Origin of the sequence: Pantoea sp. Lij88, from assembly GCF_030062155.1 — a bacterium.
Classification (GTDB): Bacteria; Pseudomonadota; Gammaproteobacteria; order Enterobacterales; family Enterobacteriaceae; genus Pantoea.
In genome coordinates, this window is sequence record NZ_CP118269.1 from 650,854 (window position 1) to 671,033 (window position 20,180).

Here is a 20,180-nt window from a genome sequence, read left to right on the forward strand (position 1 = left end):
AATGCAGTAAATGGCGTGGAGATGAAGGAAACGCTTTGGATAGCCTGCTAACTCTTCCTGCAGCGAACGGTTCCGAAATCAGGATTTTGCAAATCACGGATACCCACCTGTTCGCGGGAAAACATGAATCGCTGCTTGGGGTGAATACCTGGTCGAGCTATAAAGCGGTGCTGGATGCGATTATTGCGCAACATCGCGACTACGACCTGATTATCGCCACCGGCGATCTCGCCCAGGATCACTCTATCGAAGCCTATCAGCATTTCGCTGAGGGTATCTCACGTTTGCCGCGGCCCTGTGTCTGGTTGCCGGGTAATCACGATTTTCAGCCCGCCATGGTCGATACTCTGGCCGCCGCCCACATCAATGCGCACAAGCAGGTGCTGGTGGGTGAGCAGTGGCAGATTGTGTTGCTCGACAGCCAGGTCTACGGTGTCCCGCATGGGATGCTGAGTGACTATCAGCTGGAGTGGCTCGACAAGGCACTGGCCCGCTTTCCGCAACGGCATACGCTGGTTATGCTGCATCACCATCCGCTGGCCTCTGGCTGTACCTGGCTCGATCAGCACAGCCTGCGCAATTCGCATCAGCTTGATGCCGTGTTGCAGAACTACCCGTTAGCCCGGACGCTGGTCTGTGGCCATATTCACCAGGAGCTGGATATGGCGTGGCATGGCCGCCGGGTGCTGGCCACACCCTCCACCTGCGTCCAGTTCAAACCGCACTGCACCAGTTTCGCAATCGACACTGTAGCCCCCGGCTGGCGCTGGTTTACGCTGCATCCGGATGGCGGCCTTGAGACCGAAGTCAACCGTCTCGACACCGACGCTTTTCGTCCCGATTTAGACTCAGAAGGATACTGACGCGTGGCGGCATTGCTCTATCTGCACGGTTTTAACAGCTCGCCGCAGTCGGCGAAGGCGACTCAGTTCCGGCAATGGTTAGAGACGCAGCATCCTGAGATCGAAATGATCGTACCCCAGCTGCCGACCTTTCCGGCCGATGCCGCCGCCATGCTGGAAGAGCTGGTCCTGAGCCGCAGTGGCGAAACGCTGGGGCTGGTGGGCTCTTCACTGGGCGGGTATTACGCCACCTGGCTGTCGCAATGCTTTATGCTGCCGGCCGTGGTTGTTAATCCCGCGGTGCGGCCTTTTGAGCTGCTGGCGGATTTCCTGGGCGAAAATCAGAATCCCTACACGGGCCAGCAATATGTGTTAGAGTCACGCCACATTTACGATCTCAAAGTAATGCAGATTGAACCGCTGGAAGCGCCCGATTTACTCTGGCTGCTGCAACAGACCGGCGATGAAGTTCTCGATTACCGACAGGCGCTCGACTATTACAGCGCGTGCCGTCACACGGTAGAAGAGGGCGGCAATCATACATTTACTGGATTCGAGCGCCATTTCCCGCAGATTCTGGACTTTCTCGGTCTGAATCATTCCTGAGTAATGCGGAAATCGCACCCCATTTCACCCTTCTAATCAGACATTTACGATGAGTCAATCAAACTATAACGCGGATGCCATTGAGGTCCTGACTGGCCTTGAGCCTGTTCGCCGTCGTCCGGGCATGTACACCGATACGACGCGGCCCAACCATTTGGGTCAGGAAGTGATTGATAACAGCGTCGATGAGGCGCTGGGCGGCCACGCGAAGCGGGTTGAAGTGATTCTGCACGCTGACCAGTCGCTGGAAGTGATTGATGATGGCCGCGGCATGCCGGTGGATATCCACCCGGAAGAGGGCGTGCCGGCCGTCGAGCTGATCCTGTGTCGTCTGCACGCGGGCGGCAAGTTCTCCAATAAAAACTATCAGTTCTCGGGCGGTCTGCACGGCGTCGGTATTTCTGTGGTTAACGCCCTGTCAAAACGCGTCGAAGTCACGGTACGTCGTAATGGTGAAATCTATGACATGGCGTTTGAAAATGGCGATAAAGTTCAGGACCTGACCGTCACCGGCACGGTAGCGAAACGCAACACCGGTACGCGCGTCCATTTCTGGCCGGATGAAAGCTTCTTCGACAGCCCGCGTTTCTCAGTGTCACGCTTATCCCATCTCCTGAAAGCCAAAGCGGTCCTCTGTCCTGGCGTTGAGATTGTCTTTAAAGACAAGCTGAACAATACCGAACAGACCTGGTGCTATGAAGATGGCCTGACGGACTATCTGTGCGAAGCGGTAAATGGCTTGCCGACGCTGCCGGAAAAACCGTTTGTCGGCAGCTTTGCCGGTGACGTGGAAGCGGTGGACTGGGCGCTGTTGTGGCTGCCGGAAGGCGGTGAGCTGTTAACAGAAAGCTACGTTAACCTGATCCCGACCATGCAGGGCGGGACTCACGTCAACGGTCTGCGTCAGGGGCTGCTGGATGCGATGCGCGAGTTCTGCGAATACCGCAATATCCTGCCGCGTGGCGTAAAACTCTCTGCGGAAGATATCTGGGATCGCTGTGCCTATGTGCTGTCGGTCAAGATGCAGGATCCCCAGTTCGCCGGGCAGACTAAAGAGCGCCTCTCTTCACGTCAGTGCGCAGCCTTTGTCTCTGGCGTCGTAAAAGATGCCTTTAGCCTGTGGCTGAATCAGAACATTCAGACGGCAGAACAGCTGGCTGAACTGGCGATCTCCAGCGCACAGCGGCGTATGCGGGCGGCCAAAAAAGTGGTGCGTAAAAAGCTCACCAGCGGTCCGGCGCTGCCGGGCAAACTGGCGGACTGCACCGCGCAGGATCTGAATAAAACAGAACTGTTCCTGGTCGAAGGGGACTCGGCAGGCGGATCGGCTAAGCAGGCGCGCGATCGTGAATATCAGGCGATCATGCCGCTTAAGGGTAAGATCCTGAACACCTGGGAAGTCTCTTCCGATGAGGTGCTGGCGTCGCAGGAAGTGCATGATATCTCCGTCGCGATCGGTATTGATCCCGACAGCGAAGATCTGTCGCAGCTGCGCTACGGCAAGATCTGTATTCTGGCGGATGCGGACTCGGATGGTCTGCACATCGCCACGCTGCTCTGTGCGCTGTTTGTGAAACATTTCCGCTCTCTGGTCAGAAACGGACACGTCTACGTTGCCATGCCGCCGCTTTACCGTATCGATCTTGGTAAAGAGGTCTACTATGCGCTGGATGAAGATGAGAAAGAGGGCGTGCTGGAGCAGCTGAAACGCAAAAAGGGCAAACCTAACGTTCAGCGCTTTAAAGGGCTGGGTGAGATGAACCCGCTGCAGCTGCGTGAAACCACGCTGGATCCGAATACCCGCCGCCTGGTACAGCTGACCATCAGCGAAGAAGATATCGATCAGACGCTGCGCATGATGGATATGCTGCTGGCGAAGAAACGTTCCGAAGACCGGCGTAACTGGTTGCAGGAAAAAGGCGACAAGGCCGATATCGAAGTGTAAAAAACAGGACGCGAAAGCGTCCTGTTCTCTTTGTGCTTCAGCCAGCACATTCTCAGAGAACCCGGCAGATTCAGAGCAGAGACAGTAACCATTGTGAAAATTACCCTGGAAGAGCTACGCGCCTGGGTGGCGGTGGTGGACAGCGGTTCTATTACGGCGGCGGCATCCCAGCTGGCGCAGACCAGTTCGGGCATCAGCCGGGCATTGTCGCGGCTGGAGAGTAAGCTGCAGACCACCCTGTTGCATCGCACCACCCGACGGCTGGCGCTGACCGAAGAGGGACAGGTCTTTCTGGAGCATGCGCGCCAGATCCTGGCCTCGGTAGAGCAGGCCGAAGAGCAGATTGCCATGCGGCGCGAGATGCCGTCAGGACGGCTGCGGGTGAACGCTGCCACGCCTTTTATGCTGCATGTGATTGTGCCGCTGGTGGACGATTTCCGTGCCCGCTATCCCCTGATCCAGCTTGAACTGAATACCGACGACATCATGATCGATCTGCTGGAGCAGCAGACCGACATTGCCATTCGCATCGGCGAACTGCGCGACTCGACGTTACATGCCCGGCTGCTCGGCAGCAGTGCGATCCGGCTGGTGGCCAGCCCGGCTTATCTGGCGAAAGCAGGCACGCCGCAGAGCGTTGCCGATCTCGCGCAGCATCAGAAAATCGGCTTCAGCTATCCTGAAACCCTCAATGTCTGGCCACTCCTGCAGCCTGATGGTGCTTTCATGCGGATTAAGCCGACAATCTCTGCCTCCAGCGGCGAAACCATCCGGCAGCTGGCGCTGGCGGGACAGGGGATTGCACGTATCTCCGACTTTTTCAGCCGAGCAGATTTTGCCGCTGGCCGGCTGGTGCCTGTCCTCCCCGCTGATACCCGCGAGTTGCGACTGCCGGTGCATGCGGTCTATTACCGTAACACCACGCTCTCTTCGCGCATCGGCTGCTTCCTGGATTTTCTTCGCAATGAGATTGATCGGCGGCAGTTGCTCTGAACCGGTCTGTCACAAACAAAAAACCTCTGTCGCAGGACAGAGGTTTGAGAAGGGTGACAAAGTCTGGACAGATTTGCTTTTAGAGCGAGCCTGCACAAGGAACACGGTCAGATCGGAAAGACGCTCAAGCCAGTCCCTGGTCGCTCTACCCGCGCGATTACGCACCTCATCCATGAGGTGCGCCCGTCGCCGGGCCAACGCTTTGCGTTGTTCAAAAACGCTCCCGGCGTTTTTGTCCCTGGCGCGCGACGCTTTCCTCTTCTGACCATGCTCCCTGCGCGTTGAGCTAATTTATTGCTGCCAAAGGCATCCTGCTGAGATTTTATCACCAGCAATAATCAGGCGCTGGGTTCCAGCACCAGAATCTTCACATCCACCACATCATCTTTAATGATGGCGCGATGCGCATCCATGTGCGGCATCTGCTGATGCTGCTCCAGATGGCGCAGCGTTTCCCACTGTTCCAGCATGAAAATGGAGTCCGGCGAGTTCTGCTTCCACGGCACCTGCGCCTGATGGTCCAGCAACGCGTCATACTGATGGCAGCCATCTTCTTCTAAGACCAGCGGGATCAGCTTCTTCACCGCATCCAGCACGGCCTGACGGCGACCGGGTTTAACACAAATTTCAGCAACGACTGTTAACATTCGCGAATTCCTCTTTCGTGGGAAAATAGGGGATAGCCCCTTACCATCTTACGCAAAAACGCGGCTAAGATGGGTCCGATAAGCGGCGATATCGCGTGGCACGTCCGGCGCTTTAATCACGTCGTTGCAGATAAAGGTCGGCAGCGCTTCCATTCCAAGGAACTGGTTGGCTTTGTGGAAGTGCAGATAGAGACCGTCAACGCCAACGCCTTCAAAGAACTGCTCCGGGTCGGTAAAGGCCTGCAACGGGGCATTCCAGGTCAGTGACAGCATATATTTTTTGCCCTGCAACAGACCGCCGGAACCGTACTTCTTCGCGGCATCAGAACGGGTACGGCCATCGCTGGCGTAGAGCGAGCCGTGACCTTCGGTAAAGACTTCATCGATATAACGCTTCACGGTCCAGGGCTCGCCCATCCACCAGCCGGGCATCTGATAAATCACCACATCGCTGTCGACATATTTCTGCACTTCATCGGCAACCACATAGTTGCTGTCAGCCACGGTCACTGATACCTCATGCCCCATGTCACGCAGCTGGCTGGCCGCAACGTCGGTCAGTGTGTGGTTCAATTCGCCTTTAGAGTGGGCAAAGGTTTTGCCGCCATCGATAATTAAAATTCTGCTCATGAATTAGTTGCCTCGTTTCCTGAATATGGGGCCAGCTTACGCGTGCCGGGGCCGCAGAAAAATGGGAGGTTGATCACAAGACTTTTGCTGTGGCAGCAACAATACACCGGTTTATGGCACCATCGACGGGCAAACTCATCATCAAAACCATCAAAGAAAAAACGCAAAATGAAAAAAATTGTCCTCTCTTTGCTGCTGGCCAGCGGTGCTGTCCAGGCTCAATCTCATCTCGACACCGTTCTCAGTTCTAAAACGCTTAAGGTCTGCACCACCGGGGATTACAAGCCTTACAGCTATCTGCGCCCCGATGGTCAGTATGAAGGGCTGGATATCAGCATGGCGAACGCGCTGGCGACGTCGCTGGGTGCGAAAGTGGAGTGGGTGCCGACCACCTGGAAAACCCTGATGCCTGACTTTCTGGCAAAACAGTGTGATATCGCCGTGGGCGGCGTCTCCGTCACGCTGAAACGTCAGCAGACCGCCTGGTTCGCCCGGCCGCTGGATGTGGATGGCAAAATTCCGCTGGTGCGCTGCAGCGATAAAGCACGCTTCCAGACCATCGAACAGCTCAACCGGCCTGAGGTGCGGCTGATTGAACCGGCAGGCGGCACCAACGAAGCCTTTGTTCACAGCCATCTGCCGAAAGCCTCACTGACGCTGTTTCACGATAACGTCACCATCTTCCAGCAGCTGGTGGATAACAAGGCGGATGTGATGATTACCGATGCCTCTGAAGCACGTTTTCAGCAGCAGCATTACCCGACGCTCTGTGCGATCAATCCGGACAAACCGCTGCAGTATGGCGAAAAGGCTTACATGATTCCGCGTGATGACATCAGCTGGAAGCTCTATGTCGATCAGTGGGTGCATCTCAGCACGGCCACCGGCGAATATGGTGACATTGCCCGCCAGTGGATGGGCGCAAAGCCCTGATTCACTTCCGCAGACAGGTCAGGCACTTGCCGGTCTGAATCCGGCATCCATCCGGCACCGGAAATCGCGTGGCGGGACGCCTCATGTCCCGCGCTTCCCCTGTGACTAACACCAGGGAATAAGGTACTATCCTCGCCAAACCACCGCCGGGTGTCCCGCCGTTGTGGGCCACGATGTGAGGATGAGAAATTAATGAGTGAACTGACTCAGGATGGTGCAGAGCGTCTTGCCCTGCACACATTCACCGAGAATGCGTACTTAAACTACTCGATGTACGTCATCATGGACCGCGCCCTGCCTTACATTGGCGACGGATTAAAGCCGGTTCAGCGACGTATCGTCTACGCCATGTCTGAACTGGGACTGAGCGCCAGCGCAAAATTCAAAAAATCGGCGCGTACCGTGGGTGACGTGCTGGGTAAATACCATCCGCACGGCGACAGCGCCTGTTATGAAGCGATGGTGCTGATGGCGCAGCCATTCTCCTACCGTTATCCGCTGGTCGATGGCCAGGGTAACTGGGGGGCGCCGGATGATCCCAAGTCGTTCGCGGCAATGCGTTACACCGAATCCCGTTTGTCTAAATATGCCGAGCTGCTGCTGGGTGAGCTGGGTCAGGGTACGGTCGATTATCAGCCGAACTTTGACGGCACGCTGCAGGAGCCGAAGATGCTACCGGCGCGCCTGCCCAACATTCTGCTGAACGGCACCACCGGGATTGCCGTGGGCATGGCGACCGACATTCCGCCACACAACCTGCGCGAAGTCGCTCAGGCCGCCATCGCGCTGATCGACTCGCCGAAAACCACGCTGGAACAGCTGCTGGATATTGTCCAGGGGCCTGATTATCCTACCGAGGCGGAGATCATTACGCCGCGTGACGAAATCCGCAAAATCTATCAGACCGGTCGCGGCTCTATCCGTCAGCGTGCAGTCTGGAAGAAGGAAGAGGGCGAGGCGGTCATCACCGCGCTGCCGCATCAGGTATCGGGCGCGCGCGTGCTGGAGCAGATTGCTAACCAGATGCGCAATAAAAAGCTGCCGATGGTGGAAGATCTGCGTGATGAATCGGATCACGAGAACCCGACCCGTCTGGTGATCGTGCCGCGCTCTAACCGCGTCGATCTCGATCAGGTGATGAACCATCTGTTCGCCACCACCGATCTTGAGAAGAGCTACCGCGTTAACCTCAACATGATCGGGCTGGATAACCGTCCGGCGGTGAAAAACCTGCATGAGATCCTGACCGAATGGCTGGTGTTCCGCCGCGATACGGTCAAACGTCGTCTTAACTACCGACTGGATCGTGTGCTGCGTCGCCTGCATATCCTGGAAGGTTTGCTGGTTGCGTTCCTGAACATCGATGAAGTCATCGAGATCATCCGTACTGAGGATGAGCCGAAGCCGGTCCTGATGTCCCGTTTTGGCATCAGCGAAACCCAGGCCGAATCGATCCTCGAACTGAAGTTGCGCCACCTGGCAAAACTGGAAGAGATGAAGATTCGTGGCGAGCAGGCGGATCTGGAAAAAGAGCGCGATCAGCTGCAGGCCACGCTGGCCTCTGAACGCAAGATGAATACGCTGCTGAAAAAAGAGTTACAGGCTGACAGCGCCAGTTACGGCGACGATCGTCGTTCGCCACTGCGTGAGCGTGAAGAAGCCAAAGCCCTGAGCGAAACCGAACTGGTGCCGTCTGAACCGGTCACCATTGTGCTGTCGCAGATGGGCTGGGTGCGCAGCGCCAAAGGTCACGATATCGATCCGGCCGGACTCAGCTACAAAGCGGGTGACAGCTATCTGGCTGCAGCACGCGGCAAGAGCAATCAGCCGGTGGCCTTTATCGACTCCACCGGCCGCAGCTACACGCTGGATCCGACGTCGCTGCCTTCCGCGCGCGGCCAGGGCGAACCGCTGACCGGTAAACTGACGCCACCGCCGGGTGCGGTGGTGGAACAGGTGCTGATGGAGCCGGATGACCAGCGTCTGCTGATGGCTTCTGATGCAGGCTACGGCTTTATCTGTACCTTCAGCGATCTGGTATCACGTAACCGCGCCGGTAAAGCGCTGCTGACGCTGCCGGAAAATGCCCGCGTAATGACGCCGATGGCAGTGCATCATGAAGATGACATGCTGCTGGCGATCACTCAGGCGGGACGGATGCTGATGTTCCCGGTCGGCGAGCTGCCGCAGATGTCGAAAGGCAAGGGCAACAAAATCATCTCGATTCCGTCAGCGGAAGCGGCTGCCGGTCAGGATAAACTGGCCTGGCTGATGATCCTGCCGCCGGGCAGTGCTATCACGCTGCACGTGGGCAAGCGTAAAATGCTGCTGCGCAGCGAAGAGCTACAGAAATTCCGCGCCGATCGCGGACGTCGCGGCACGCTGTTACCGCGCGGCCTGCAAAAAATTGATCGTGTTGAACTGGATGCGCCTGCGCGTCCGGCGAGCCCGGATAGCGAAGCGTAAACTACCCGGCTGACCCTGCGTCAGCCGTGGCTCAATGAGGGAACTATGTTACTGATTCTGCGTGCCATTATCGTCGTCATTTATTCGATCTTAGTCTGTATCTTTGGCTGTATCTGGTGTCTTTTTTCACCACGCGATCCGCGCCACGTTGCGACGTTTGGTCGTCTTTTCGGCAAATTGTCGACAGTGTTTGGCCTTAAAGTAGAGCTGCGCAGACCGGAAGGCGCGGAAAATTATGGTAATGCGATTTACATTGCCAATCACCAGAACAACTACGACATGGTCACTGCAGCCAAAATGGTTCAGCCCTATACGGTCACCGTGGGCAAGAAAAGCCTGTTGTGGGTGCCCTTTTTTGGCCTGCTCTACTGGCTGACCGGTAACCTGCTGATTGACCGCGATGACCGTGCTAAAGCGCGCGGCACTATCGGTGAGCTGGTGGATCAGTTCAACAGTAAGCGCATCTCGATCTGGATGTTCCCGGAAGGAACGCGCAGCCGTGGCCGTGGCCTGCTGCCGTTTAAAACCGGGGCTTTCCACGCCGCCGTGGCGGCGGGTGTGCCGATCATTCCGATTGTGGTCTCGAACACGCATGGCAAGATCAATCTCAACCGCTGGAACAACGGCCTGGTCATTGTTGAAATGCTGCCACCGGTGGATGTAAAAGCGTTTGAGTCCTCGTCGGTGCGTAAGCTGGCCACTCACTGTCGCGAACAGATGGCGGCAAAGCTGGAAGAGCTGAACGCCGAAGTGGCAGAACGCGAAAAAAACGGAAAAATCTGACCGGCGGACCATTCGCCGAACTATCCTGCATGGATGCCGCACGGCGGGCCTTTTCCGGCTCGCCGTGAACGCAGCACAGCAAAATCAGAGCAATAAAAACAGGGTCGGCGCTTAGCGCCACGCGTAAAGGGTCAGAAGTTTTATGTCTTTCAGCAGACGTCAGTTCATCCAGCTTTCTGCCGGAGCGGCGCTTAGCGCCAGTGTATTACCTCATGCGGCGCACGCCGCTTCTTCAGCTAATGGCGATACGCCACTTCCGATTCCGCCGTTGCTGGAATCCCGTCGCGGCCAGCCGCTGTTTCTGACGATGCAGCGCAGCCACTGGTCTTTTAATGGCGACAATAACAAAGTGCCGGTGTGGGGCATCAATGGCCTCTACCTTGGGCCGACCGTTCGGGTTTACAGCGGTGACGACGTTAAGCTGATCTACAGCAACCGGCTGAATGAGCCGGTCTCAATGACCATCAGCGGCCTGCAGTTGCCGGGCGCACTGATGGGTGGCGCGCCGCGTATGATGTCGGCCGGTGTCGACTGGTCGCCGGTGCTGCCGATTCGCCAGGCGGCGGCAACCTGCTGGTATCACGCCAACACCCCAAACCGCATGGCGCCGCACATCTACAACGGTCTGGCGGGCATGTGGCTGGTGGAAGATGATATCGGCCGTCAGCTGCCATTGCCGAAGCATTACGGCGTCGATGACTTCCCGATTATCATTCAGGACAAGCGTCTCGATAACTTTGCCACGCCGGTCTATGACCCGCCGCAGGATGGCGGCTTCCTGGGCGATACGCTGCTGGTGAATGGCGTGCGCAATCCGTTTGTGGAGGTCTCACGCGGCTGGGTGCGTTTGCGTCTGCTGAATGCCTCGAATGCGCGCCGCTATGAGATGGTGCTCAGCGATAACCGTCCGTTTATGGTCATCGCCAGCGATCAGGGCTATCTGCCTGCGCCGGTCGCGGTGCAGCGTCTGTCACTGGCACCGGGCGAACGCCGCGAAGTGCTGATAGATATGTCGCAGGGCGATGAAGTGTCGATTACCGCAGGCACGGCGGCGGGCATTATGGACCGGCTGCGCGGTTTCTTTGAGCCATCCTCAATTCTGACCTCAACGTTGATCCTGACGCTGCGACCCACCGGCTTACTGCCGCTGGTGACGGATAATCTGCCGATGCGGCTGCTGGCCGATCAGATTCTGGATGGTGTCGCGGTTCGCACCCGCGAATTCCGTATCGGTGACAGCATGCCGGGCATTAACGGCGCGCTCTGGGATATGAACCGCATCGACACGACCGCGCAGCAGGGCACCTTTGAGCGCTGGATCCTGCACGCAGACCGGCCACAGTCCCTGCATATTCAGGGTGTGATGTTCCTGATTAAAAGTGTGAATGGCGCTCAGCCTATGGGCGAAGATCGTGGCTGGAAAGATACGGTATGGGTCGATGGCAGCGTGGAACTGATGGTCACCTTCCCGCAAAGTTCGTCCGATCACTTCCCGTTCGTCTATTACAGTCAGACGCTGGAACTGGCCGATCGCGGCACGGCGGGTCAGCTGGTGGTTCAGCCCACCGCATAGCAGCGCGGTCAGACAGGGAAAACCCGTCTGACCGCGTTAATCGCTCAGCCCGGCTGCAGGGCTGAGTGTTTTAGTTGAAGGTTTCCGGGTCCGGTCCCAGACGATTGCCGCTGTCCAGTTTCGCAATATCACTCACTTCATGCTTATCCAGACGGAAGTCGAACACCTTAAAGTTCTCTTCGATACGCGCTGGCGTCACCGACTTCGGAATCACCACCAGGCCACTATCCAGATGCCAGCGGATCACGATCTGTGCCGGTGTCTTGCCATATTTCTTCGCCAGCGACTTGATGATTTCCTGATCGAAGACCCCTTTACCGCCCTGAGCCAGCGGACTCCAGGATTCGGTCTGAATCTGATGCAGTGCGTTCCAGGCATGCAGCGTGCGCTGCTGCAGCATCGGGTGCAGCTCAATCTGGTTCACGACTGGCGTCACACCGGTTTCATCCAGCAGGCGCTTCAGGTGCGCTTCATGGAAGTTACAGACACCGATGCTTTTGGTCAGACCCTGCTGCTGCAGTTCGATCATCTTCTTCCAGGCATCGACATAGTTGTCTTTCTCCGGGCACGGCCAGTGCATCAGATAGAGATCCACCTGATCCAGCTTCAGTTTCTCCAGGCTGGTTTCCATCGCCTGCTGAACGTTCTGCTGATCGTCGTTCCACAGTTTGGTGGTCACGAAAATCTCTTCACGCGGGACGTCGGTTTCCTGCAGTGCCTGACCAATCGCTTCTTCGTTCTTATAGGCGGCGGCGGTATCGATTGAGCGATAGCCGACCTCAAGCGCTTTCAGCACTGCATGACGCGCATCTTCAATGCTGGCCTGCCATACACCGAGGCCGAGTTGCGGCATCATATTGCCATCGCGCAGTTTGATAATGGGTTGGTCTGCCATAGTTGCTCCTTTCCGTTGCGGTTAATCCGTGAGATTTCACTGAGCTTAAGTCTAGCCAACAATTTTCAGCCTGCTCACTTCAGGCAGCAACAGCGGTTCTGCTGGCATGCCCGATTCGGTAAATTTCTTGCCTGATTCTCCAGGCTGCTGGCGATTCAGGCAGTCGCGCGGCACACTGGCTTTTTGCGCGGAAAAGGAGTCGCTATGGCGCACGATGCACTGTGTCACCGGCTGGCACAGCAGGTCGTCAGGTTAATGACCCACAGTCACGACCGTCTCTGTCCAGTCGAAAATGTGTCGCTGATTTACGCGAACCAGTATCGCCCCCGTACGCCGATGATGTATCAGCCCGGCATTGTGATCCTGTTTCAGGGCAGCAAAACCGGCTATCTCGGCAGCACCGTGTTTCAGTATGACGCCAGCAAGTACCTGATGCTGACCGTGCCGCTGCCGGCAGAGTGTGAAACCTGGGCCTCGCCGGAGGTTCCGATTGCCGGACTGTGCCTTAACGTTGATACCGCCAGCCTGCAGGATTTGCTGATTGAAATCGGTGATGACGATCAATTCCAGCCGCAGCCGCAGACCTCGGGTATCCACTCGGCGTGGCTAACGGAACCGATGCTGTGTGCCGCTGAGCGACTGCTGGATGTGATGACCCAGCCACGCGATGCGCGGGTGCTGGGACCGCATATTGTGCGGGAGATTATCTACTACGTGCTGACCGGCCCGATTGGCGGCGCGCTGCTCTCACTGGTGAGCCGACAGACGCAGTTCAGCCTGATCGCGCGCGCCCTGCGACGGATTGAGAATCACTATGCGGAAAACCTCAGCGTCGATGCGCTGGCGGCGGAAGTGAACATGAGCGTCTCAGCCTTTCACCACAACTTCAAAGCGGTGACGCAGACTTCGCCGTTGCAGTATCTCAAGCGCTATCGCCTGCATCAGGCGCGATTGCTGATGCTGCACGATGGACTCAAAGCGAGTGCGGCGGCGGTGCGGGTGGGCTATGAAAGCCCCTCACAGTTTTCGCGGGAGTTTAAACGCTATTTTGGCGTGACGCCGGGGGAAGAGGTCAATCGTGTGCGGCAGACGGTAGCGGATCCGTCCGCCTGAGTGGCGGCGGATCCGGAGGCGTCAGGCGCGTTTCTGGCGACGCTGTTTCCAGATGACCAGGATACTGCCGAACAGGCCGAGCACCAGCAACACCATCGGCAGGATCATCAGAACCGCCATCACCTGATCTTCATGGCGCTTGATGAACGGCACCTGGCTGATGCCATAGCCAAAGGTCACGACAATCCCGACCCACAGCACGCCGCTGAGCCAGTTAAACAGCTGGAAGCGACCATTCTGTAAACCCGCAATGCCTGCCATAGTCGGCAGGATAGTGCGGATAAAGGCGAGGAAACGGCCGACCAGCAGCGCCATCAGTCCGTGACGGTTAAACATGTTCCAGGCGCGCTGGTGATACTGCGCGGGCAGATGCATCAGCCAGCTCTTCACCAGCCGGGTATTGCCCAGCCAGCGGCCCTGCAGATAGCTCAGCCAGCAGCCGAGGCTGGCGGCCGTCGTCAGGATCACCATCGTTGGTACAAAATCCATCACCCCTTTTGCCACCATCGCGCCTGCCAGCAGCAGCAGGCTGTCGCCCGGCAGGAAAGAGGCGGGCAGCAGACCATTTTCCAGAAACAGCGTCAGGAACATCACGCCGTACACCACCCACACCACATCCGGATTTGCCAGCGCGGCAAAATCCTGATGCCAGAGCGCCTGGACAATCTCGTGTAAAACACCCATTAGCGATTCCATCACGTCACAAGGAACAATCCGTCTGCGTTCAGACAGCGCAGTGATCTCACTGACAAGCTGAACGATGCGGGATAAATTTTAACAATAAATCAGCCATTGCCCGGCAAACTCTGCGAGCCGCCGCAACCCGTTTATCTTCTGTTTACTTTCTGTTTAGCTGAGTTAACGCGTCAGGCGCGCAAAACCGGCCTCCAGGTCAGCCAGCAGGTCATCAACGTGCTCCAGGCCAATATGCAGCCGCACCAGCGTGCCGGTGAAATCCACGCCGCCTGCCGGACGAATCTCTGCCAGCTCTTCCGGCTGATTCGCCAGGATCAGCGATTCATAGCCGCCCCAGGAGTAAGCCATGCTGAAATGATGGAAGTGATCGAGATATTCCGCCAGCTGAGGCGCGTCTAATTTTTCCTGCAGGATGAACGAGAACAGGCCGCTGCTGCCCTTAAAATCGCGCTGCCAGAATTCATGACCTTTGCTTTGCGCCAGCGCCGGGTGATTCACCCGCGCCACTTCGGGACGCGCCGCCAGCCACTCAGCCACCTGAATCGCGCTCTCTTCATGCTGACGCAGACGGGTGCCCAGCGTGCGCAGACCCCGGCTCGCCATGTAGGCGGAGTCGGCATCGACCATCTGGCCCATCAGATAAGAGTTCTCGCGCAGCTGATCGATGCAGCGCGCATTGGCGACCGCGGTGCCAATCATCGCATCGCTGTGACCAATCAGATATTTGGTGCCAGCCTGAATCGAAATATCGATGCCGTGCGCCAGTGCGTTAAATAAGATACCGGCCGCCCAGGTGTTATCGATCATGATGATCGCTTCAGGCGCTTTAGCACGAACCGCCGCCACAATCGCCGGAATATCCTGAACTTCCATGGTGATAGAGGCGGGCGATTCGAGGAAGACAACGCGGGTATGGGGCTGGACCAGCTCGCCGATTTCACTGCCGATGCAGTGATCGAACCAGCCCGTTGTCACCTGCAACTTCGCCAGGATCTTCGTGCAGAAGTCCTGCGTCGGTTCATAGACCGCGCCGCTCATCAGCACGTGGTCGCCCGCTTCGACAAACGCCAGAATCGCGTTCGCCACGGCCGCCGCGCCGCAGGGGTAAAGCACGCAGCCTGCGCCGCCTTCCAGCTCGGTCATGGCATCCTGCAACGCGAAGTGCGTCAGGGTGCCACGACGGCCATAAAAGAGTTCGCCTTTTGCCCGACCGGCGGTGGCGCGTTTTTTCTCCGCGACCGTATCAAAAACCAGCGAGGAGGCCCGTTGAATCACGCTGTTCACCGAGCCCTGGGTATAACGCTTGCTGCGTCCTGCACTGACGAGCGTGGTATCAATTTTTCTGGTGGTCATGAGTCGCCTTTACCGCTTCAGACTAAGCCCTCACGTTACCACGAAACAGCCAGCAGGGTTGAGACTCAATGGTGATTATCAGAGTGCGTCGCAGGAAAAAAACAGGCCCGCAAGCGGGCCGGTTTTCATTGCCTTACATCACGCCCATCAGGCGCGGCAACCAGAGCGAAATGGCGGGAATATAGGTAATCAGCATCAGGACAATGAACAGCATGCCGTAGAACGGCAGCATCGCCCTGACCACCTGCTCAATCTTCTGCTTACTCACCGCGCTGGCCACAAACAGCACGGTGCCCACCGGCGGCGTAATCAGACCGATACCCAGGTTAGTCAGCATAATCATGCCGAAGTGAACCGGATCGACCCCCAGCGCGGTCGCCACCGGCAGCAGCACCGGCGTCAGGATCAGAATCAGCGGCGCCATATCCATCAGCGTGCCCACCACCAGCAGCAGGATGTTGATGCACATCAGAATCACATATTTGTTATCAGAGAGGCTGGTGAACGCCTCGGTAATAATGGTCGGCAGCTGCATAAAGGTCATCACCGCGCCGAACCCGGCCGCGAAGGCGATCAGCACCATCACGATGGTGACGGTTTTAATGGTGCGGAACAGCAGGATATGCAGCTGGCTCCATTTAAAGTCGCGATAGATAAACATGGTGACGAAGAAGGCCCAGATACAGGCGATCGCCGCAGATTCCGACGCGGTAAAGATGCCGGAGAGGATCCCGCCCATGATGATCACGACGGTAAACAGACCCCAGAATGCGTCGAAGAAGATCTTCAGCGCCTGACGAAACGGAATACGTTCACCTTTGGGATAGCCACGTTTGTGGGCAAAGCCCAGGCACATCACCATCAGGCAACCGCCGAGCAGCAGTCCGGGGAAGATCCCGGCAACAAACAGCGAGGAGATGGTCACCATGCCGCCGGTCGCCAGCGAGTAGATCACCGAGTTGTGGCTGGGGGGCGTCAGCACCGCCTGCACCGAACCGCTGGCCGTCACCGCAGCAGCGAAATCACGCGGATAACCTTTCTCCTCCATCTGCGGGATCATCACTGAACCAATCGAAGCCGTATCCGCCACCGACGACCCGGAGATGGCACCGAAGAAGGTCGACGCGACGATGTTAACCAGCGACAGCCCGCCGCGAATAAAACCGACAAAGATATAGGCGAAATTGACCAGCCGCCGGGCAATGCCGCCTTCCGCCATGATCGCGCCCGCGAGGATAAAGAACGGAATGGTCAGCAACGAAAATTTGTTAATTCCGTTGGTCACCTGAATCACCACCGCTTCCAGCGGCAGGTCGATCCACCAGGCCCCGATAAAGGCGCTCAGTCCCACCGCAAAGGCGACCGGAAAGCCCACCATCAGCAACACCAGCAAACTGCCTATCAAGATCAATGCATCCATTTTTCTGCTCCGCGTTAGTGGGTGCCGCCCAGCGTGACAATCGGCCGCTGGCTCTGATCGCCGGTCAGCAGGCGCTCAACAACGAACAGCAGGGTGAAGATCGCGCCAATCGGGATCGGCAGATACATCTCGCCATAGGTCACCGCCGGCAGTGAGGCGAGGGTCTGCACCCACATCGCTTCGCACAGGCTGTAACTGGCCTGGAAGATCACCAGGCAGGTGAAGATCATCAGCAGATCGCTGACGCGCAGCATCAGGCGCTGTCGGGCGGGCGACAGGCGATCGGTCACCATCGACACGCAGATGTGCGTCCCGGCGCGCAGGCCAACCGGTGCGCCGATAAAGGTAAAAATAATCATGCAGATAATCGCGACCGGTTCCGGCCAGGAGAGCGCCCCGTTCATCACGTAACGGGCGAAGATCCCAATCGGGATCACCGTCACCATGATCAACAGCGCCACGGCGGCCACCAGCATGCAGAGCAGATAAAGCCCATCCATCAGACGCGTGTAAGCAGACATAATTGATCCCTGATTAAGCACGCCACACGGGAGTGTGGCGCCTGGATTATTTCACCTCAGCGATCCGGGTCATCAGATCCTGATATTTGCCGCCAAACTGATCGCGCACCGGCTGGGTCGCTTTGACGAAGTAATCGCGGTCGGTCTGCTGGAAGGTGACGCCACCGGCCTTCATTTTGGCGATCGACTGTTCGGTGTAGGTCGCCCAGAGCTGGCGTTCCTTATCCTGCGCCTCTTTGCCGAGTTTTTTCAGCAGTGCCTGATCGTCGGGTTTCAGGCGATCCCAGGCGCGTTTAGAAAACAGGATCATCTCGGGCTGGATAAAGTGGCCGCTGAGGGTGTAGTACTTCGCGACCGGCATGTAGTTGTGGGCGACAAACGTCGGTGGGTTGTTCTCGGTGCCATCGACCACGCCGGTCTGCATCGCACTGAACACTTCACTGACGCCCATTGCCACCGGATTCGCGCCCATCGCTTTCAGCGTCGCCAGTGAGATGGCGCTGTTCTGCACCCGGATCTTCATGCCTTTGAGATCTTCCGGTTTTGCCAGCGGCTTTTTGGTGATCATGTTGCGCTCACCGGCATCGGTCCAGCCCAGGAACACCATGCGGGCGTTGGGATCGTTGTCGAACCTGTTGGCAATCTCGCGGCCTATTTCGCCATCCAGCACTTTGTGCATGTGGTCAACGTCACGGAAAACGTAGGGCAGGGTCAGCACGCTGGTTTCCGGGGCAATCGAGGTGACCGGCGCCAGCGAAACGCGGATCATATCGATAGCACCCAGCTGCACCTGTTGCAGCGTCTGATCTTCATCACCCAGCACGCCACCGGCGTAGAGCTTCATCTCCAGCCGTCCGTCGGTGGCCTGTTTCAGTTTGTCGCCCATGTGTTGCAGGGCGACCACGGTGGGATAACCGGCAGGCTGGACTTCAGCCACTTTAATCACCTGTGCCGTGGCGGTGGCGCTCATCATCACCGCCGCCAGGGCACTGGCCAGGCATGTTTTCGTCATTCTCATTATGTTGTCTCCCGCAGAGGTAAAACGGCCTGGGATCTGGGTTAACCGCAGAGGGCCGTGTGCTGCAGCATAGTGAAAACGCGTCTGAGTAAAATGCGGCGATGCTGATTGAATGAATGGCGTCACATTTTGAAACGTTGTTTTAATAAATTTTCATGCAACTTCACATTTTCGAAACATCCCCGCAAATTGTGTTTAAACAAGGTCAATGGGAGGTCAAAAGGTGGTCAATGGCGTCGATCGGGTTTGTAAATACTAATGAGAACTACTATCAATTCGACGCCATTTTGCTATTATTCGCGCTTGTTTTGCATCCCTGAATCCTAAGTTGGAGAAGCAGCGTGGTAGCCAGTGATTTGATGCAAACGGACCTCTCCGTTTGGGGCATGTATCAACATGCCGATATCGTGGTAAAGGTGGTCATGATTGGCCTGTTGTTGGCCTCCGTGGTGACCTGGGCGATCTTCTTCGGCAAATATGCCGAACTCAGCGCCGCTAAACGCCGCCTGAAGCGTGAGCAACGGGCACTGGGCGAAGCCCGCAGTCTCAATGACGCCGCCCGCATTGCTCAGTCGTTTACCGGCCACAGCCATAGCGTCGTGCTGCTGAACGATGCGCAGAATGAACTTGAACTCTCGGCAGGTGTGGAAGACACCAATGGAATTAAAGATCGCACCAGTTTCCGTCTTGAGCGCCGCGTTGCCGCGTTCAGCCGCCATGCAGGCCGGGGCAATGGTTTCCTGGCGACCATCGGTTCTGTCGCCCCGTTTATCGGCCTGTTCGGCACCGTCTGGGGCATCATGAACAGCTTTATCGGCATCGCGAAAACTCAGACCACCAACCTGGCGGTCGTGGCTCCAGGTATCGCCGAAGCGCTGCTGGCAACGGCAGTGGGCCTGGTGGCGGCAATCCCGGCCGTGGTGATCTACAACGTTTTTGCCCGCATGATCGCCAACTACAAAGCTTCGCTGGGTGATGTCGCCGCGCAGGTGCTGCTGCTGCAGAGTCGTGACATCGACCTGGGCACCGTCGCCACCGACGTTCCGCGTCCGGCGACCGCTCAGAAACTGCGCTTAGGGTAAGTTCTTATGGCAATGCGATTAAACGACGATCTGGAAACCGATGGTGAAATGCATGAGATCAACGTGACGCCGTTTATCGACGTCATGCTGGTTCTGCTGATCATCTTCATGGTGGCCGCGCCGCTGGCCACGGTCGACGTGCGCGTCAATCTGCCCGCCTCAACCAGCGCGCTGCAGCCGCGTCCGGAGAAGCCGGTTTACCTGTCGATTAAAGCGGATAAGCAGCTTTACGTCGGTAACGATCAGGTGACGCCGGATTCACTGGTGAACGTGCTGACCAGCCAGACCCAGGGCAACAAAGAAACCACCATTTTCTTCCAGGCCGATAAGTCGGTGGATTATGAGACGCTGATGAGCGTGATGGATAAGCTGCGCACGGCGGGCTATCTGAAAATTGGCCTGATGGGCATGGAAACCGTGAAGAAATAGCGGGTTATCCGGCACGCAGGAAAGGCGACTCATGAGGTCGCCTTTTTTTATGGCGGCGCTTCAGCCAGATAAAATCAGGCAGATCGGCGGCCAGGCGGATCATTTATGCTGCCTGATCTGAATTGTTAATTGGTTGTTACTTATGTACACAGATTTGTAAAGTGCAATGGTGACTCAGGTCACATTAATCCCGCCTCAGGCAGGCTAAAACGGCTAAAAAACAACAGGAAGCCGT

The 20,180-nt window shown here is 57.1% G+C and carries 19 protein-coding genes; 11 read left to right on the forward strand and 8 right to left on the reverse strand.

Going from position 1 to position 20,180, the window contains the following annotated elements; genetic code table 11:
* Window positions 1-35 precede the first annotated feature (35 nt).
* The 4 genes from cpdA (at window position 36) to PU624_RS07020 (ending at window position 4,386) form a co-directional block, all read left to right on the forward strand.
* Window positions 36-863 (forward strand): 3',5'-cyclic-AMP phosphodiesterase, encoded by an 828-nt coding sequence (gene cpdA, locus PU624_RS07005; RefSeq protein WP_283547067.1) that lies wholly within the window; start codon window positions 36-38, stop codon window positions 861-863.
* Between the two features lie 3 nt (window positions 864-866).
* On the forward strand, window positions 867-1,448 hold the full coding sequence (gene yqiA / locus PU624_RS07010; RefSeq protein ID WP_283547068.1) for an esterase YqiA: 582 nt from the start codon (window positions 867-869) through the stop codon (window positions 1,446-1,448).
* A gap of 49 nt (window positions 1,449-1,497) precedes the next feature.
* Window positions 1,498-3,393 (forward strand): DNA topoisomerase IV subunit B, encoded by a 1,896-nt coding sequence (gene parE, locus PU624_RS07015; protein WP_090966032.1) that lies wholly within the window; start codon window positions 1,498-1,500, stop codon window positions 3,391-3,393.
* Between the two features lie 93 nt (window positions 3,394-3,486).
* Window positions 3,487-4,386 (forward strand): LysR substrate-binding domain-containing protein, encoded by a 900-nt coding sequence (locus PU624_RS07020; protein WP_283547069.1) that lies wholly within the window; start codon window positions 3,487-3,489, stop codon window positions 4,384-4,386.
* A 338-nt stretch (window positions 4,387-4,724) separates the two neighbouring features.
* On the opposite strand, the gene PU624_RS07025 is transcribed toward PU624_RS07020, so the two are convergent.
* Both PU624_RS07025 and PU624_RS07030 read right to left on the reverse strand, forming a co-directional pair.
* Window positions 4,725-5,033 carry a putative quinol monooxygenase gene (locus PU624_RS07025; protein ID WP_031590861.1) on the reverse strand — a complete coding sequence of 103 codons (309 nt, stop codon included), beginning with the start codon at window positions 5,031-5,033 and terminating at the stop codon, window positions 4,725-4,727.
* Window positions 5,034-5,081: 48 nt separating this feature from the next.
* The gene (locus PU624_RS07030; RefSeq protein ID WP_283547070.1) at window positions 5,082-5,663 is read right to left on the reverse strand and encodes an NAD(P)H-dependent oxidoreductase; all 582 of its coding nucleotides are present in this window, start codon (window positions 5,661-5,663) and stop codon (window positions 5,082-5,084) included.
* Between the two features lie 168 nt (window positions 5,664-5,831).
* Between PU624_RS07030 and PU624_RS07035 the strand changes: the two genes are divergently transcribed.
* From PU624_RS07035 to ftsP, 4 genes are all read left to right on the forward strand, one after another.
* A complete protein-coding gene (locus tag PU624_RS07035) occupies window positions 5,832-6,596 on the forward strand; it encodes a transporter substrate-binding domain-containing protein (protein WP_283547071.1) in 765 nt (254 codons plus the stop codon).
* Between the two features lie 192 nt (window positions 6,597-6,788).
* Window positions 6,789-9,062 (forward strand): DNA topoisomerase IV subunit A, encoded by a 2,274-nt coding sequence (gene parC / locus PU624_RS07040; RefSeq protein WP_283547072.1) that lies wholly within the window; start codon window positions 6,789-6,791, stop codon window positions 9,060-9,062.
* A gap of 45 nt (window positions 9,063-9,107) precedes the next feature.
* The gene (locus PU624_RS07045; protein WP_283547073.1) at window positions 9,108-9,845 is read left to right on the forward strand and encodes a 1-acylglycerol-3-phosphate O-acyltransferase; all 738 of its coding nucleotides are present in this window, start codon (window positions 9,108-9,110) and stop codon (window positions 9,843-9,845) included.
* 142 nt (window positions 9,846-9,987) lie between these two features.
* A complete protein-coding gene (ftsP, locus tag PU624_RS07050; protein WP_283547074.1) occupies window positions 9,988-11,418 on the forward strand; it encodes a cell division protein FtsP in 1,431 nt (476 codons plus the stop codon).
* A gap of 70 nt (window positions 11,419-11,488) precedes the next feature.
* Here the strand turns inward: ftsP and dkgA are convergent, their stop codons facing one another.
* Window positions 11,489-12,313: a 2,5-didehydrogluconate reductase DkgA gene (dkgA, locus tag PU624_RS07055; protein WP_283547075.1), complete on the reverse strand. Its 825-nt coding sequence runs from the start codon at window positions 12,311-12,313 to the stop codon at window positions 11,489-11,491.
* Between the two features lie 204 nt (window positions 12,314-12,517).
* On the opposite strand from dkgA, the gene PU624_RS07060 reads away from it, so the two are divergent.
* On the forward strand, window positions 12,518-13,426 hold the full coding sequence (locus tag PU624_RS07060) for an AraC family transcriptional regulator (protein ID WP_283547076.1): 909 nt from the start codon (window positions 12,518-12,520) through the stop codon (window positions 13,424-13,426).
* Between the two features lie 21 nt (window positions 13,427-13,447).
* Here PU624_RS07060 and PU624_RS07065 read toward each other — a convergent pair whose 3' ends face one another.
* From PU624_RS07065 to PU624_RS07085, 5 genes are all read right to left on the reverse strand, one after another.
* On the reverse strand, window positions 13,448-14,110 hold the full coding sequence (locus PU624_RS07065) for a DedA family protein (RefSeq protein WP_283547077.1): 663 nt from the start codon (window positions 14,108-14,110) through the stop codon (window positions 13,448-13,450).
* Window positions 14,111-14,284: 174 nt separating this feature from the next.
* Window positions 14,285-15,475 carry a cystathionine beta-lyase gene (gene metC / locus PU624_RS07070; protein ID WP_283547078.1) on the reverse strand — a complete coding sequence of 397 codons (1,191 nt, stop codon included), beginning with the start codon at window positions 15,473-15,475 and terminating at the stop codon, window positions 14,285-14,287.
* 133 nt (window positions 15,476-15,608) lie between these two features.
* Window positions 15,609-16,895, reverse strand: a complete 1,287-nt coding sequence (locus tag PU624_RS07075) for a TRAP transporter large permease (RefSeq protein WP_283547079.1) — start codon at window positions 16,893-16,895, stop codon at window positions 15,609-15,611.
* 14 nt (window positions 16,896-16,909) lie between these two features.
* Complete coding sequence (locus PU624_RS07080; protein ID WP_283547080.1) at window positions 16,910-17,416, reverse strand: TRAP transporter small permease; 507 nt, start codon at window positions 17,414-17,416, stop codon at window positions 16,910-16,912.
* 46 nt (window positions 17,417-17,462) lie between these two features.
* On the reverse strand, window positions 17,463-18,434 hold the full coding sequence (locus PU624_RS07085; RefSeq protein ID WP_283547081.1) for a TRAP transporter substrate-binding protein: 972 nt from the start codon (window positions 18,432-18,434) through the stop codon (window positions 17,463-17,465).
* Between the two features lie 359 nt (window positions 18,435-18,793).
* Here PU624_RS07085 and exbB point away from each other — a divergent pair, with 359 nt between their 5' ends.
* Together exbB and exbD are read left to right on the forward strand one after the other, a co-directional pair.
* The gene (gene exbB / locus PU624_RS07090; RefSeq protein ID WP_283547082.1) at window positions 18,794-19,516 is read left to right on the forward strand and encodes a tol-pal system-associated acyl-CoA thioesterase; all 723 of its coding nucleotides are present in this window, start codon (window positions 18,794-18,796) and stop codon (window positions 19,514-19,516) included.
* A 6-nt stretch (window positions 19,517-19,522) separates the two neighbouring features.
* Entirely contained in the window at window positions 19,523-19,945 is a 423-nt protein-coding gene (gene exbD, locus PU624_RS07095) for a TonB system transport protein ExbD (protein WP_283547083.1), read from the forward strand.
* Window positions 19,946-20,180: the final 235 nt, after the last annotated feature.

Excerpts from the sequence above, each read along its gene's own strand:
- parE (WP_090966032.1), top strand. The coding sequence starts at position 1,498 with ATGAGTCAATCAAACTATAACGCGGATGCCATTGAGGTCCTGACTGGC.
- PU624_RS07025 (WP_031590861.1), bottom strand. The coding sequence starts at position 5,033 with ATGTTAACAGTCGTTGCTGAAATTTGTGTTAAACCCGGTCGCCGTCAG.
- PU624_RS07030 (WP_283547070.1), bottom strand. The coding sequence starts at position 5,663 with ATGAGCAGAATTTTAATTATCGATGGCGGCAAAACCTTTGCCCACTCT.
- PU624_RS07035 (WP_283547071.1), top strand. The coding sequence starts at position 5,832 with ATGAAAAAAATTGTCCTCTCTTTGCTGCTGGCCAGCGGTGCTGTCCAG.
- parC (WP_283547072.1), top strand. The coding sequence starts at position 6,789 with ATGAGTGAACTGACTCAGGATGGTGCAGAGCGTCTTGCCCTGCACACA.
- PU624_RS07045 (WP_283547073.1), top strand. The coding sequence starts at position 9,108 with ATGTTACTGATTCTGCGTGCCATTATCGTCGTCATTTATTCGATCTTA.
- ftsP (WP_283547074.1), top strand. The coding sequence starts at position 9,988 with ATGTCTTTCAGCAGACGTCAGTTCATCCAGCTTTCTGCCGGAGCGGCG.
- dkgA (WP_283547075.1), bottom strand. The coding sequence starts at position 12,313 with ATGGCAGACCAACCCATTATCAAACTGCGCGATGGCAATATGATGCCG.
- PU624_RS07060 (WP_283547076.1), top strand. The coding sequence starts at position 12,518 with ATGGCGCACGATGCACTGTGTCACCGGCTGGCACAGCAGGTCGTCAGG.
- PU624_RS07065 (WP_283547077.1), bottom strand. The coding sequence starts at position 14,110 with ATGGGTGTTTTACACGAGATTGTCCAGGCGCTCTGGCATCAGGATTTT.
- metC (WP_283547078.1), bottom strand. The coding sequence starts at position 15,475 with ATGACCACCAGAAAAATTGATACCACGCTCGTCAGTGCAGGACGCAGC.
- PU624_RS07075 (WP_283547079.1), bottom strand. The coding sequence starts at position 16,895 with ATGGATGCATTGATCTTGATAGGCAGTTTGCTGGTGTTGCTGATGGTG.
- PU624_RS07080 (WP_283547080.1), bottom strand. The coding sequence starts at position 17,416 with ATGTCTGCTTACACGCGTCTGATGGATGGGCTTTATCTGCTCTGCATG.
- PU624_RS07085 (WP_283547081.1), bottom strand. The coding sequence starts at position 18,434 with ATGAGAATGACGAAAACATGCCTGGCCAGTGCCCTGGCGGCGGTGATG.
- exbB (WP_283547082.1), top strand. The coding sequence starts at position 18,794 with ATGCAAACGGACCTCTCCGTTTGGGGCATGTATCAACATGCCGATATC.
- exbD (WP_283547083.1), top strand. The coding sequence starts at position 19,523 with ATGGCAATGCGATTAAACGACGATCTGGAAACCGATGGTGAAATGCAT.